Source organism: Mycobacterium sp. TH-M103 (assembly GCF_057473785.1).
The window spans coordinates 1-14262 of the sequence record NZ_JBYCLG010000303.1 but is presented as its reverse complement, the minus strand read 5'-3'; the positions used below and the strand labels follow the sequence as shown (position 1 = coordinate 14262).

At 70.5% G+C, this 14262-nt stretch carries 13 protein-coding genes; 9 read left to right on the top strand and 4 right to left on the bottom strand.

What is annotated here, in order from left to right:
• The 4 genes from AC2VOR_RS16990 to AC2VOR_RS16975 all read right to left on the bottom strand — a co-directional run.
• Nucleotides 1–560 (bottom strand): hypothetical protein (locus tag AC2VOR_RS16990; RefSeq protein WP_369741338.1); only part of this gene is annotated, 560 nt, incomplete at its 3' end.
• 92 nt (nucleotides 561–652) lie between these two features.
• Nucleotides 653–967: a DUF2563 family protein gene (locus AC2VOR_RS16985; RefSeq protein WP_369741339.1), complete on the bottom strand. Its 315-nt coding sequence runs from the start codon at nucleotides 965–967 to the stop codon at nucleotides 653–655.
• Nucleotides 968–1041: 74 nt separating this feature from the next.
• Entirely contained in the window at nucleotides 1042–1551 is a 510-nt protein-coding gene (locus AC2VOR_RS16980; RefSeq protein ID WP_369741340.1) for a pullulanase, read from the bottom strand.
• Between the two features lie 24 nt (nucleotides 1552–1575).
• Nucleotides 1576–3012 carry a CCA tRNA nucleotidyltransferase gene (locus tag AC2VOR_RS16975; RefSeq protein WP_486964173.1) on the bottom strand — a complete coding sequence of 479 codons (1437 nt, stop codon included), beginning with the start codon at nucleotides 3010–3012 and terminating at the stop codon, nucleotides 1576–1578.
• 280 nt (nucleotides 3013–3292) lie between these two features.
• Here AC2VOR_RS16975 and AC2VOR_RS16970 point away from each other — a divergent pair, with 280 nt between their 5' ends.
• The 9 genes from AC2VOR_RS16970 to AC2VOR_RS16930 all read left to right on the top strand — a co-directional run.
• A complete protein-coding gene (locus AC2VOR_RS16970) occupies nucleotides 3293–4816 on the top strand; it encodes a putative alpha/beta hydrolase (RefSeq protein ID WP_486964172.1) in 1524 nt (507 codons plus the stop codon).
• A gap of 28 nt (nucleotides 4817–4844) precedes the next feature.
• Nucleotides 4845–5177 (top strand): hypothetical protein, encoded by a 333-nt coding sequence (locus AC2VOR_RS16965; protein WP_486964171.1) that lies wholly within the window; start codon nucleotides 4845–4847, stop codon nucleotides 5175–5177.
• A gap of 10 nt (nucleotides 5178–5187) precedes the next feature.
• The gene (locus AC2VOR_RS16960) at nucleotides 5188–5487 is read left to right on the top strand and encodes a hypothetical protein (protein ID WP_369741344.1); all 300 of its coding nucleotides are present in this window, start codon (nucleotides 5188–5190) and stop codon (nucleotides 5485–5487) included.
• 355 nt (nucleotides 5488–5842) lie between these two features.
• A complete protein-coding gene (locus AC2VOR_RS16955; protein ID WP_369741345.1) occupies nucleotides 5843–6577 on the top strand; it encodes an NUDIX hydrolase in 735 nt (244 codons plus the stop codon).
• Between the two features lie 29 nt (nucleotides 6578–6606).
• On the top strand, nucleotides 6607–8991 hold the full coding sequence (locus AC2VOR_RS16950) for a hypothetical protein (RefSeq protein ID WP_486964170.1): 2385 nt from the start codon (nucleotides 6607–6609) through the stop codon (nucleotides 8989–8991).
• Nucleotides 8988–12623, top strand: coding sequence for a lipid II flippase MurJ (locus AC2VOR_RS16945; RefSeq protein WP_486964169.1), 3636 nt, complete (start codon nucleotides 8988–8990; stop codon nucleotides 12621–12623). Before AC2VOR_RS16950 ends, AC2VOR_RS16945 begins: the two co-directional genes overlap by 4 nt.
• Nucleotides 12624–12690: 67 nt before the next feature.
• On the top strand, nucleotides 12691–13269 hold the full coding sequence (sigM, locus tag AC2VOR_RS16940) for an RNA polymerase sigma factor SigM (RefSeq protein ID WP_369741348.1): 579 nt from the start codon (nucleotides 12691–12693) through the stop codon (nucleotides 13267–13269).
• Nucleotides 13270–13309: 40 nt separating this feature from the next.
• Nucleotides 13310–14077, top strand: coding sequence for a hypothetical protein (locus AC2VOR_RS16935; RefSeq protein ID WP_369741349.1), 768 nt, complete (start codon nucleotides 13310–13312; stop codon nucleotides 14075–14077).
• 96 nt (nucleotides 14078–14173) lie between these two features.
• The coding region (locus AC2VOR_RS16930) for an FAD-binding protein (RefSeq protein ID WP_486964067.1) at nucleotides 14174–14262 on the top strand (89 nt) is incomplete at its 3' end.

The following is a 14262-nucleotide window of genomic DNA, read 5'->3' as shown; positions in this document are numbered from 1 at the left end:
CCCCCAACCAATTGGTCCTTCACGCTGAACCCGCTGTCACGGCGGTGGTCATTCATATTGCGGCACTGGCCCAGAAGCTTTACGGACCCATCGGCGTCGGGGTAGGGACTGATGCCGATCGTGGCCATCACGTCGTCTTGGTGGATCACCGTGCCGGTCGCGTGCTGCCCATGGGGCGGACCCGCAGACCAGCCGTTGGACTCCATCGTGTTGGCGATCCGCTGGAAGTACGCACTGTGGTCGGAGCCCTGCGGCACGACGAACGTCATGTCGAGCCGGCCTCGATAAGGCTTCTCCCCCTGGTCATTACACGACTCCCAGCGAAAGCTGCCCGAAACATCCTGCAACCGAGACACATCGGCGATCTGCTTGGCCGCAGCGACCACCTGGGCGACGGATTGGCCGTCCGACAGCGGCTGCTCGGGCTTATCGGCCTGGTGTCGGGACGGGAACCGCACCGAACACCCCCCGAGCATCAAGGCGCTTGCGATCAGCACCGCGACCCCGACCGCGAGCCGCGCGGGCCATCGCCGAAGACGCTTACCCAACACCGTGGTCACTTAGCACAGCAATCACCCTAGCGGCCCGGTTATTCCATTCCGGGTAGCCGTTCGCCGAATCGGCGCAGCAGTGCGATGGCCCGGAAACCTAGCTAGCTCACGGACTTGTCCCGCACCGCGCGCAGCTGCTCGGCGCCGCGTTCGTCCATCCCGGTGAACTCCGCGGCGGCGTAGGCCGCCTTGGAGCCCACCGCGGAAAGCGCCTCGTAGTGGACCTGCAGGCTCCTCAACTGCTCGGCGTGGGCCGCGCTGAGGGCCTCGTGAAAGGTCTCGGCGGCGGCGAAGTCGCCGAACATGCCCGCGGCGAGCGGCCCCCGGGCAAGGTGATCGGCCCCGTCGCGGGCGTGCCCTCCGGCGCGGTGGGACTCGTTGGCTCCCAGCCGCAGCAATCCCGGGTCGACGAACATCGTGGCCCCCTTTCCGCGCCGTGCCGACCAGGCTAACCACGACGCCAGTGCCGATCAATTCACCGAAGCGGTCCTCACAACGGGCTGGCGCCGTCGGCCAGGCCGTCGCCGTCGCTGTCGGTCAGCCGCACGTTCCACTTGCCGTCGCCGTCGGTGTCGACGTAACCGGTCACCCCGTTCTCCCCCGGGCACAACACCCGGTCGGCCACGCCGTCGCCGTCGGTGTCGAGCAGCCGGTCGTCGGCGCCGCCATGCCCGTCGAAGTCCACCAGGGGGCCGCCGGTGTGCTCCACGCCGTCCAGCCCGTACCAGCGCAGCTGCCCGCTTCGGTCCACGGCGACCGACCACATGCCCGTCCCGTCGTCGGTGAACGACGCCTCGCGCGTGCCGTCGTTGTCGACATCGAGCCATGCGTGGTCGGCCACCCCGTCACCGTCGAGGTCGGCCAGGGCGTCGTCGCGCAGCCCGTCGCCGTCGAGATCCACGCCTACCGCGTCGAAGTGGCCGTCGCCGTCCAGATCCACGTCAGGCGTGCCGTGCAGCATCGACGCTGTGCCGTCGTCTCCACCGATGCAGTAGTCCACGACTACTCCGACGCCGGCCCGCCGCTAGGGGTTCCCGCGGGACTGCCACCACGACAGCAGCTCGGCGGTGGCCTCCTCGGTGCTCAGCGGCCCGCGCTCGAGCCGCAGCTCCTTGAGAAAGCGCCACGCCTCGCCCACCTGCGGGCCGGCCGGGATGCCGAGCAGCTCCATGATCTGGTTGCCGTCGAGGTCGGGGCGCACCCGCGCCAGATCCTCCTGCGCGGCCAACTCGGCGATCCGCGCTTCCAGCCGGTCATAGCTGGCCTGCAGCCGCGCCGCCCGGCGCTTGTTGCGGGTGGTGCAGTCCGCGCGCACCAGCTTGTGCAGGCGCGGCAGCAGCGGACCGGCGTCGGTGACGTAGCGGCGCACCGCCGAATCGGTCCACGTGCCGTCGCCATACCCGTGGAAACGCAGATGCAGATACACCAGGTGCGCGACGTCCTCGACCATCTGTTTGGAAAACTTCAACGCCCGCAAGCGCTTTCGCACCATCTTCGCCCCGACCACCTCGTGGTGGTGAAAGCTGACGCCTCCGTTGGGTTCGTGGCGCCGCGTCGCCGGCTTGCCGATGTCGTGCAGCAGCGCCGCCCAGCGCAGCACCAGATCCGGGCCCTCATCCTCCAGTGCGATCGCCTGGCGCAGCACCGTCAGCGAATGCTGGTAGACGTCCTTGTGCTGGTGGTGCTCGTCGATGGCCATCTGCATGCCGCCGACCTCGGGCAGCACCACCTCACCCATCCCGGTCTGCACCAGCAGGTCGATGCCGGCCACCGGGTCGGCGCCGAGTAGCAGCTTGTCCAGTTCGGTCGCGACCCGTTCGGCGCTGACCCGGCCCAGCTGCGGGGCCATCTCGGCGATCGCCTCGGCTACCCGCGGGGCCACGGTGAAGCCCAGCTGCGACACGAAACGCGCGGCCCGCAGCATCCGCAGCGGGTCGTCGCCGAAAGACACCGACGGGGCCGCCGGGGTATCGAGCGCCTGCTCGCGCAGGGCCGCCAAACCGCCCAGCGGGTCGAGGAATTCGCCCGGCCCGCCGGGCGTCACGCGCACCGCCATCGCGTTGACGGTGAAGTCGCGGCGCACCAGGTCGTCCTCGAGGCGATCCCCGTAGCGCACCTCGGGGTGACGCGACACCTGGTCGTAGCTGTCGGCGCGGAAGGTGGTGATCTCCAGGCGGTGTTCGCCCTTGCCGACGCCTACGGTGCCGAACTCGATGCCGGTATCCCACACCGCGTCAGCCCATCCGCGCATGACCTGCTGCACCTGCTCGGGGCGGGCGTCGGTGGTGAAGTCCAGGTCGGGACTCAGCCTGCCCAGCAGCGCGTCGCGGACGGACCCGCCGACCAGGTACAGCTCGCGGCCCGCGGCGTCGAACGCCGTGCCCAGCTCGCGCAGCATGGGGGCGTGCCGATTGAGGGCCACCGCCGCGGCGGTCAACAGGTCGGTATCGGTTTCAGGCACGTTCGATCAGCCTAGTCGGACGACGATCGCGGCTGGATGAGCGCTATCCCCGAGGCAGAACTCCCGGGATTTCGATGTTCGGAACCTCTATGAATCGCTTCCGGCAACTGCGCCGACATCTCAAGAGTGAATTGACCTGGCACCGGGTCCCAGTAGCGTTACGCGAGACAGGGAGGGTCGGCGGTGTTTTCCTACCCACACTGGTGGGCGGCCCCACATTGGTGGGCTGCGAAGTCGCCTGCGCGAAGGTGCGTGGCGCCGTGACGTTAAGGATGACGCGATGCAGCTTCGGTACATGAGCCAGGCAGCGCTGATCATGTTCGCCGGCGGCGATCCGTGGAAGGTCAATGCGACCTTGCAAAGCGGGCTGCCGGCTCGAATCTCCGATCTCGCCCAAGCGTTTTACGACGCAGGTCTGTCCACGGCCGAAGCTGACGCTGCATTTGGTCGTGCGACGGACCGCTTTCAGAGGTCCTGGACCCACCGGGGCAGGGATAACCCGATCAACGGCTCGTTCGAAGTTCGTCGCGCCACCAGAGCGCTGGGGCTTCAAGTGGCCCAGCTTCGCAGGATCGGCGTTGATCTGGAGGAGGTTGCGGCGGCCCTGGCCGAGGCGCAGCGCGCCGGAAATGACGCGATCTCTTCTCTCGAAGGCCAGCTGCAAAACATCGATGATCAACTGGGGCAAGCCGTCGAGCTCGAGAAAGACCCTGCCTTGAGCGCGGTGGAACGGCGGCTCCTCGACGAACACATCACCGGACTCGAAGATCGGGCCATCGGTGACACCCAGCAGTCACTCACCAAGGTCGAGGGGATCCGGGATCAGTATTCGCGGCAACTCCACCTCGCAAAAGTCAACTTGCAGAAGCAGGACGGCTACGACCTGGCGCCGATCGAAGGGTTCGACGGCGACAAACCGGAAACCGTTCCGGAACAAGACGAGCGCCGGCACAACCAGATCGAGGCGTTCAAGCAGATCTTCGGTCGCGAACCGGTTGCGGCCGCCGACTGGGAGACAGCGGCCGCCCTCGACCCGCACAGTTACGACCCGAAGTTCCAGGGCACCGGACCACAGATCGAAGTGGCGAAAATCCGCACGGTGCCCGGGCAGGGCCTGGTCCGGGTCTCGCAATGGATCGAGCAGCGGGATGTGACCAGCTTTCCGTTCTGGAGGCGCGACCTCGGGAACAACAGGGTTGCAAACGCTCATTTCGACCCAGAGGACACGAAGGTCGCGACCTACATCGACTACGAGAACGGCCTCGTGGTGCTGCGGCAGAATCCGTCCGTCGAGGAGACCTCCACCGGTGGACCGGGCACGGTGAAGGTCGGCACACCCAAGGGCAGCATGACCCAGCTCCCCGACGGTTCGGTCCGGATCAAATACGACGCCGGCAACCCGTTCGCCCCGGGCATCACAGCCGATCCCACGGGGCCGTTTGCCAATCATACGATCACCGTCAACGGCGATCTGGTGTTCACACCCGGACCGGACGGAGTGCAAGTCAACGGGACTCGCACCGACTACCCGTCCATGGAGGTGTATCAAGACCTCCCGAACGGCAGCACCCTCACAGCGCTGATCGACCACGCGAAGTCGGGCAGATCGTGGGGGCCTGCCCTCAACCTCTCCGGCCATCACGACATCGGTCCGCTGGGCGGCAAAGCATTCGCGCCGTTCGACACCGGCGGGTGGAATCCCACATACGATGTGCCTTCTGGGTTGCCGCCCACACAGTTCGGCCCAGCTTCCAACCCGCCGTCGGTGTTTGCCCTGCCCGTCGGTGAGGGTGTACCGGCCTGATCGCACAGGGACAGGGGAGCGATAACGGATGAGATCCTTCGTCAGGCGGTACGGCCTGGACGCCCGGGGGTGGCGCACGGCGACGGTGTCGGCGCCATTCGTCGTCCAAATTGTCTTGGCCCTGCTTCTCCTCGCCATGTGGGCGTTGGGTAAGTGGCTGTTCACGACCGAAAGTGGGCGCAGCGAACGGGCCTGGATGCTGACGGCTCTGCTAGTCACGACCGTGGTCACGCTGGCGGTCAGCGGCGCGCTGCTACGGTCACCGTCGCCAGCTCGTCGCGGGCTTTCCCTCAGCATCGCGGGCTCGTTAGCCATCGTCCTCAGCGGCGGTGCTGTCTACGCGTACATGATCTTGCGGTGAAGGCGTCAGGATGACGAATGACTCTGCCGCCGGCCGCGCGAACGGTCGCTACGGCCCCCTGAGCTTCACGGTGACGCTGCTGCACATTCTCATCGTGAACGGCGCCACGTGGCTTTTCATGCCCTATTCGATCGTGCTTGTACTTCCGGCGGTGCTCATCTACATGGGGATTGCGGCCGTTCTCGCGCGGAATCCGGGGAAGGTCGGTCAGATCGGGCGGGGAATGTTCCTCGGCAGCCTGTCGGCGCCGCTTTCGCTGATCGTCTTCGCTTCGGCCTGGGCTGTCGCAAAGGGGATAGGCGCGCTTTGACCCGCGCTTGGCCGAGCTGGCGATGTCGTCGGCCGCCCCGCCGAACGCATCGCGGCTACCACGGCAAACCCACTGAGCACCAACAGGACCAGCACCGGCAACACGGCGTCGGTGTGCGGCGCGATCTCACCGAGCCTCACCCCGGCTGGCGAACGGGGTGGCCGAGGCGGCCGGACGCAGGGGCAGTTCGGCCAGGAGGGTGGGGTCGGCACGGACGGATACGGATGCATCGGGAGTCAAGGGAGCGGCATCAGGTTACGGAAAGCTCAATGAGGGCGCGATCCCGTGATCGGACCGTGACGACAACCGGCGAGGATGCCAAGAGCACCGGCCCGTGCCAGCTACTATCGCTTGGGTGTCCGACGGCGAACAAGCCAAACCGCGTCGGCGCCGGGGCCGGCGCCGACGTCGTGGTGCCGCGGCGCCGTCGGAGAACCAGGCCGACGGCCAATCGGACGGGGACGCGGCCGCCCCGAAACCGCGGCGCTCCCGCTCGGCCCGCCGCGGGGCGGAGCGGTTACGCACGGTCCACGAGACCTCGGCCGGGGGGCTGGTCGTCGACGGTCTCGACGGGCCGCGCGACTCTCAGGTGGCGGCGCTGATCGGGCGCGTCGATCGGCGCGGACGAATGCTGTGGTCGCTGCCCAAGGGGCACATCGAACTGGGCGAAACCGCGGAACAGACGGCCATGCGTGAGGTCGCCGAGGAGACCGGGATCCGGGGCAGCGTGCTGGCCGCGCTCGGGCGCATCGACTACTGGTTCGTCACCGACGGCCGCCGGGTGCACAAGACGGTGCACCACTATCTGATGCGCTTCTCCGGCGGCGAACTGTCCGACGAGGACCTCGAAGTCGCCGAGGTGGCCTGGGTGCCGGTAGAGGAGCTGCCGTCGCGCCTTGCCTACGCCGACGAACGGCGGCTGGCGCAGGTGGCCGACGAGCTGATCGACAAGCTGCAGAGCGACGGCCCCTCCTCGCTGCCGCCGCTGCCGCCCAGCTCGCCGCGCCGGCGGCCGCAGACCCATTCGCGGGCCCGCCACGTCGACAAGCCCGCGACGGGCCGGAAGAACGGCCACGGGCCGGGCCCGTGACCGCGCCGCGACTCTGCTTGGTCGGCTCGATGCGCCTTGGCGTGGTGGTCGCCATCGTCGCCGGTTTCAGCGTGCTCACCGGCGCCGCGCCGCCCCGCGCGGCGGCCGGCGAACCCGGGGCCACACCGTTCGTGCGTGTCCGCATCGATCAGGTCACCCCGGACGTGGTCACCACGACCAGCCCACCCGTGATCACCGTCAGCGGCATGGTCACCAACATCGGGGACCGCCCGGTACGCGATGTGATGGTCCGGCTCGAGCACGCCGCGGCGGTCACCGCCTCGACGGGCCTGCGCACGTCGCTGGACGGCAGCACCGAGCAGTACCAGCCGGTGTCGGAGTTCCTGACCGTGGCCCCGGAGTTGCAGCGGGGGCAAGGGGCCGGCTTCACGCTGTCGTCGCCCCTGCGCTCGCTGACCAAGTCGTCGTTCGGCATCGACGAACCCGGGATCTACCCGGTGCTGGTCAACGTCAACGGCACGCCGGACTACGGCGCGCCCGCACGCCTGGACAACGCGCGGTTCCTGCTGCCGGTGGTCGGGGTGCCGCCCGACCGCGCCGACGACCTGGACTCCACCGTCGCCCCCGACACGTCCAAGCCCGTGTGGATCACCATGCTGTGGCCGCTGGCCGACCGGCCCCGGCTGGCCCCCGGGTTCCCCGGCGGCAGCATCCCGGTCCGGCTGGTCGACGACGACCTGGCCACCTCGCTGGCCACCGGCGGCCGGCTGGACGTCCTGCTGTCCGCCGTCGAGGTCGCCACCAGCCACGACGTCGACCCCGACGGCGCCGTCGGGCGGGCGCTGTGCCTGGCGGTCGACCCGGACCTGCTGGTCACCGTCAACGCGATGACGGTCGGCTATGTGGTGTCCGACTCGCCCGACGGACCCGCGCAACGGCCGGGCACCCCGACGCATCCGGGCACCGGCCAGGCCGCGGCGATCGCGTGGCTGAACCGGCTGCGTGCGCTGGCGCACCGGCTTTGCGTCGCGCCGCTGCCCTACGCCCAGGCCGACCTGGGCGCCCTGCAACGTGTCAACGACCCCGGGCTGAGCGCGATCGCCACCACCGGCGTCGGGGGCATCGTCGACCGGATCCTCGACGTCACCGCCACCCGCGGCGCCACGCTGCTGCCGGACGGGCCGCTGACCGGCGGCGCGGTGAACCTGCTCAGCGCCGTCGAGGGCGGCGTCAACGGCCACACCGTCGCCATCGCCGCCGCCGATCTGGCCGCGCACGACGCGCCGGGCGGGCCGGGAATTCCGCTTCCCGACGCCGCCGACACGGCACCCCGGCGGGTGTCCCCGCAAGTGGTGGTCGCACCGTTCGACCCGGCAGTCGGCGCCGCGCTGGCCGGGGCGGGAACCAACCCCGCCGTCCCGACCTATGTCGACTCGTCGCTGGCGGTGCGGCTCGCACACGACTCGGCGACCGCGCGCCGTCAGGACGCCCTGGGTTCGATCTTCTGGCAGGCGCTGCAGCACGACGCCGCGCCGCGCACCCAGTTGCTCGTCCCGCCGCCGTCGTGGAACCTGCAGGCCGATGACGCGCAGGTGATCCTGACCGCCCTGGCCACCACCATCCGCTCCGGTCTCGGGGTGCCGCGGCCGCTGCCGGCCGTGATCGCCGACGCAGCGGCACACACCGAGCCGCCGGAACCCGTGGGTCCGCACCCCGCCGCGCGCGGCCGGTTCACCAAGAACGTCACCAGCGCCATCGCCGGGCAGGTCAGCCGCCTGTGGGGGCTGACCGCCGCGCTGAGCACCGACGAACGCACCGGGCTGACCGGCATCGGCTACACCGCGCCGCTGCGGGAGGACATGCTGCGCGCACTGAGCCAGTCCGAACCCCCGGACACCCGCAACGGGCTGGCCGAGCAGCGCCTCGGGATCGTCGGCACCACGATCAACGACCTCTTCGGCGCCGTGACGATCGTGAACCCCGGTGGCTCCTACACCCTGGCCACCGAGCACAGCCCGCTGCCGCTGGCCCTGCACAACGGCCTGGCCGTCCCGATCCGGGTGCGCCTGCAAGTCGACGCTCCCCCCGGCATGACCGTCACCGATGTCGGGCAGATCGAACTGCCGCCCGGCTACCTGCCGCTGCACGTGCCCATCGAGGTCAACTTCACCAAGCGCGTCGCCGTCGACGTGACGCTGCGCACCCCCGACGGAATGCGCCTGGGTGACCCGGTGCGGTTGTCGGTGCACTCCAACGCCTACGGGCAGGTGCTGTTCACGATCACGCTGAGCGCCGCGGCAGTGCTGGTGCTGCTGGCCGGGCGCCGGCTGTGGCACCGTTTCCGCGGCCAGCCCGACCCGGCCGACCTGGACCGGCCGGATCCGCCGCACCCGCGACCGGCCGAGTTGCACGACTCGCTCGCCCCGCGGGTCGACCAAGAGCACCGCGTATGAGATCCGCCTCGCGGCGGGCCTACCCACAGCCGCACCCGAACCGGCGGCACCGGCCCGCACCTCCCGCACCACCGGCCGGGCTGGCGGCTCCCCGGCGGCCCGAACTGTCGGACTCCGCGGTGGTCTCGCGGTCGTGGGCGATCGCCTTCGCCACCCTGGTCAGCCGATTGACCGGCTTCGCGCGGATCGTGTTGCTGGCCGCCATCCTGGGGGCGGCGCTGTCGAGTGCGTTCGCAGTGGCCAATCAGCTTCCGAACCTCGTCGCGGCCCTGGTGCTCGAGGCGACGTTCACTGCGATCTTCGTGCCGGTGCTCGCCCGCGCCGAGCAGTCCGACCCCGACGGCGGCGCGGCGTTCGTGCGCCGCCTGGTCACCGTGACGACCGCGCTGCTGCTGGTGGCGACGGCGTTGTCGGTGGCGGCCGCACCGCTGCTGGTGCGGCTGATGCTGGGCCGCATCCCGCAGGTCAACGAACCGTTGACCACCGCTTTCGCCTACCTGCTGCTGCCGCAGGTGCTCGCCTACGGACTCACGTCGGTGTTCATGGCGATCCTGAACACCCGCAACGTGTTCGCGCCGACGGCCTGGGCGCCCGTCGTCAACAACGTCGTCGCGCTCGTGACGCTGGCGGTCTACGTCGCGGTCCCCGGCGAGCTGTCGGTCGACCCCGTGCGGATGGGCAACACCAAGCTGCTGGTGCTTGGCATCGGTACGACGCTGGGCGTGTTCGCCCAGGTCGTGGTGCTGCTGGTGGCGCTGCGGCGCGAGCGCGTCAGCCTGCGGCCGCTGTGGGGGATCGACGAACGGCTCAAGCGCTTCGGCACGATGGCCGCCGCCATGGTGCTCTACGTGCTGATCAGCCAGCTCGGCCTCGTCGTCGGCAACGAGATCGCCAGCACCGCGGCGGCTTCCGGGCCCGCGATCTACAACTACACCTGGCTCGTCCTGATGCTGCCCTACGGCATGATCGGGGTGACGGTGCTGACCGTGGTGATGCCGCGGCTGAGCCGCAACGCCGCGGCCGATGACGTCACAGCTGTGCTCGGCGACCTGTCGCTGGCGACCCGGCTCACCCTGGTCACGCTGATCCCGATCGTGGCGTTCATGACCGTCGGCGGCCCGGCCATCGGCAGCGCCCTGTTCGCCTACGGCCGGTTCGGCCAGGTCGACGCCGGCTATCTGGGGGCCGCCATCGCGTTGTCGGCCTTCACTCTGATCCCCTACGGCCTGGTGCTGCTGCAGTTGCGCGTGTTCTACGCGCGTGAGCAGCCGTGGACCCCGATCGTGGTCATCGTCGTCATCACGGCCGTGAAGATCGCCGGCTCGCTGCTGGTGCCGCACCTGACCGGCGACCCCAAGCTGGTGGCCGGCCTGCTGGGCCTGGCCAACGGCGTCGGTTTCCTGGCCGGGGCGATCGCGGGCTACCTGCTGCTGCGCCTGGCGTTGCTACCCCGCGGCGGCCATCTGGTCGACGTGTCCACGGTGCGAACCATCCTGGTGACGACGGCCGCATCGCTGCTGGCCGGCCTGCTCGCCCACGTCGCCGACCGCCTGCTGGGCCTGGGCCGGCTCACCGCGCACGGTGGTGGCGCCGGCTCACTGCTGCGCCTGTTGATCCTGGCAACGATCATGCTGCCGATCACGGCGACGTTCATGCTGCGCGCCCGGGTCCCCGAGGCGCAGGCGGCACTGGAGGCGGTCCGGCACCGCGTCGGGCGCCGGACCGCACACCCGGCGGGCACCGTGCCGGCCAGCAAAGAGGCCGGGCGGGAGGCATCGTCCGGGGCGGGCCCCGTCACGTACCCTGAGCAAAGGTATTCGTCCCCACCGCGGGCGAATGCGGTCAACGAGCCGCGCAGGCCGCCGGAGCGGGAAGGCCAAGGCCGGATAAACGGCCGGGCAGCGGGCCGGATAGCGAAAGGACCGGAGGTGACCGACCGCCCTAGGGAAGGCGCCGCACCGGGCGCTGCGTCAAGCACCGAGCTGCCGCGGCCGGCCGCAGACGACTTCCAGCCCGACATCCCACCAGAGCGTGACGCGAACGTGTCGGCACCGCGCCGACGCGACCCGGCCAACGGCGACCAGGCGGCCGAACCGCACCAGGGGCCGATGCCGGTGGACACGCCCCGCGAGCGTGGCGGGGAGTCCGCGGCGTCCGCGGACGTGCACCTGGTTCCCGGCGCCCGGATCGCCGGTGGGCGCTACCGCCTGCTGGTTTCCCACGGCGGCGCGCCCCCGCTGCAGTTCTGGCAGGCCCTGGACACCGCGCTGGACCGCCAGGTCGCGCTGACCTTCGTCGATCCGGACGGCACCCTGCCCGACGACATGGTGCAGGAGATCTTGTCCCGCACGCTGCGGCTGAGCCGGATCGACAAGCCCGGCGTCGCCCGGGTGCTCGACGTGGTGCACAGCGGGTCCGGCGGCTTGGTGGTCTCGGAATGGATTCGCGGTGGCTCCCTGCGGGAGGTCGCCGACACCGCGCCCTCGCCCGTCGGCGCCGTCCGGGCGATGCAGTCGCTGGCCGCCGCCGCCGAAGCGGCGCACCGTGCCGGTGTCGCCCTGTCGATCGACCACCCGAGCCGGGTGCGCGTCAGCATCGACGGCGACGTCGTGCTGGCCTATCCGGCGACCATGCCCGACGCCGGCCCGCAGGACGACATCCGCGGCATCGGCGCCGCGCTGTACGCCTTGCTGGTCAACCGCTGGCCGCTGCCGGAGTCAGGGGCACGCAGCGGGCTCGCCCCGGCCGAACGGGATTCCAACGGCGCGCCCGTCGAGCCCACCGTCATCGACCGCGCCATACCGTTCCAGATATCGGCAGTCGCCGTGCGGGCGGTGCAGGACGACGGCGGGATACGCAGCGCCTCGACGCTGCTGAACCTGCTGCAACAAGCGACCGCCGTGGCCGACCGCACCGAGGTGCTCGGTCCGATCGACGACAACCCGGCGTCGACGCACCGCCCGCCCGCCGCCGACCCCGCCGCCCTCGCGCGCCGGCGCCGCAACCTGCTGATCGGCATCGGCGCGGGCCTGGCGATCCTCGTGGTCGCCCTGCTGGTACTCGCGTCGGTGGTCAGCAAGATCTTCGGCAATGTCGGCGGCGGTCTGAACAAGGACGAACTCGGGCTGAACAGCCCCACGTCGTCGACGTCGGCGTCGACGGTCAGCCCCGCCCCCGCCGGCAGCGTGGTCAAGCCCACGAAGGCCACCGTGTTCTCCCCCGATGGGCAAGCCGACAACCCGGGCCAGGCCGGGCTGGCCATCGACGGCGACCCCTCCACCTCGTGGGAAACCGACACCTACACCGACCCCGCCCCGTTCCCCTCCTTCAAAAACGGGGTCGGGTTGATGCTGCAGCTGCCGCACCCCACGGTGGTCGGCGCCGTCTCCATCGACATCTCCAGCACCGGGACGCAGGTCGAGCTTCGCTCGTCGCCCACGCCGGACCCGGCGAAGCTGGACGACACCAAGCTGCTGATGCCCGCTGCGGCGCTCAAGCCCGGTCACAACGTCCTCGCGGTCAAGTCCGCCGCACCGACGTCCAATCTGCTGGTGTGGATCTCCACGTTGGGCAGCACCGACGGCAAGAGTCGCGCGGCGATCTCGGAGATCACGGTTCAGGCCGCATCCTGACCCTGCCGTGCACAGCCCGCATACGGGTGAAGTGCCGCCGGGTGGGCGATTGGATACTGTCCGGGCCGTGGGGTGCGGGGGTCAAGACCAGCGAGAACGCACCGATGCCGAGCTGCTGGCAGCGCACGTCGCCGGCGACCGTAACGCTTTCGGCGAGCTGTTCCTGCGCCATCGGCGCCAGTTGCACCGGCTGGCGCGGCTCACCACCCGCAGCCCCGAGGACGCCGAGGACGCGCTGCAGGACGCGATGCTCTCGGCGCACCGGGCGGCGAGCGCCTTCCGTCACGACGCCGCCGTCGGGAGCTGGTTGCATCGCATCGTCGTCAACGCCTGCCTGGACCGGCTGCGCCGCGCCAAATCGCGCCCCCCGACCGCCCCACTAGAAGACGTGCACCCGGTTGCGGACCGCACCGCCCAGGTCGATACGGCGATCGTGGTGCAGCGCGCCCTGATGCGGCTTCCTGTCGAGCAGCGGGCGGCAGTGGTTGCCGTCGACATGCAGGGCTACTCGATCGCCGACACCGCCCGGCTGTTGGGCGTCGCCGAGGGCACGGTCAAGAGCCGGTGCGCCCGCGCGCGGGTACGCCTCGCCGAGTTGCTGGGATATCTCGCCGCGGGTGCCCACGTGATCCCCGACCAGGCCTGAAACGTGGCCGTCGGGCCGTCCATGACGGACACTGGGGCGGATGGACGAAACGGAGAGCGATCCGGCGCGCCACGGCGACGCGAGAGCCGACCCGCCGTTGCCGGTCGAGGTGCTCGCCGATCTTCAGGCAGGCCTGCTCGACGAAGAGGAGGCGGCGCGGCTGCGCCAGCAGATCCGCGCCGATCCCTCGGCCCAGGGGGTGCTGCAGGCCCTCAACCGGGTGCGCCGCGACGTCGCCGCCGTGGGCGCGGACCCGGCGTCGGCACCCGAACCCCCACCCGACGTCACCGCGCGGGTCTCCGCCGCGCTGCGTTCGGCTGGCCCGACACCGGGCCGCTCCCCCGGCCCCGCGCACTCCGCCCGCCCGCGCGTCCGGCCCGCGCGCGTCGTCGCGGCCTCCGCCGGTCTCATCGCGGCCCTGACCGGGATCGGGCTGGGTACGGCGGCGCTGATCCATGCGCCGGCACCCATCCCGAGCACCGAGGTCACCGCCGAACACATCACCGTGTCGACACCCCCCATGGCGATCCCGCTGTCAGGGCCGGAGATCCTCGACCTGCTCCACCAAACCCCCGATTACGGCCCGCTCGACGATCCGCAGCGGCGGGCCTCCTGCCTCGCCGGCCTCGGCTATCCGGCGTCCACAAAGGTGCTCGGCGCGCGGCCCGTCCACGTCAACGCCCGGCCCGGCGTCCTGCTGGTGCTGCCCGGCGACCCGCCCGGCGTCCTCGCAGTCTTCGCCGTCGCCCCGAATTGCAGCGCCGCCGACACCGGGCTGTTGGCCGACACCCGCGTCCCGCGCGCCTAATGTGGTGCCATGTGCTGTGCGACACGCCCGGGAACAGGGCTGCCCGCCGCGGTGTTGAGGTGAATCCATAGGGCATCCGTTCTTCGAGAGGTTCGTATGAGCGCCGACACTGTTCACGACGTGATCGTCATTGGTTCGGGTCCCGCGGGTTATACCGCGGCGCTTTACACCGCGCGGGCGGAGTT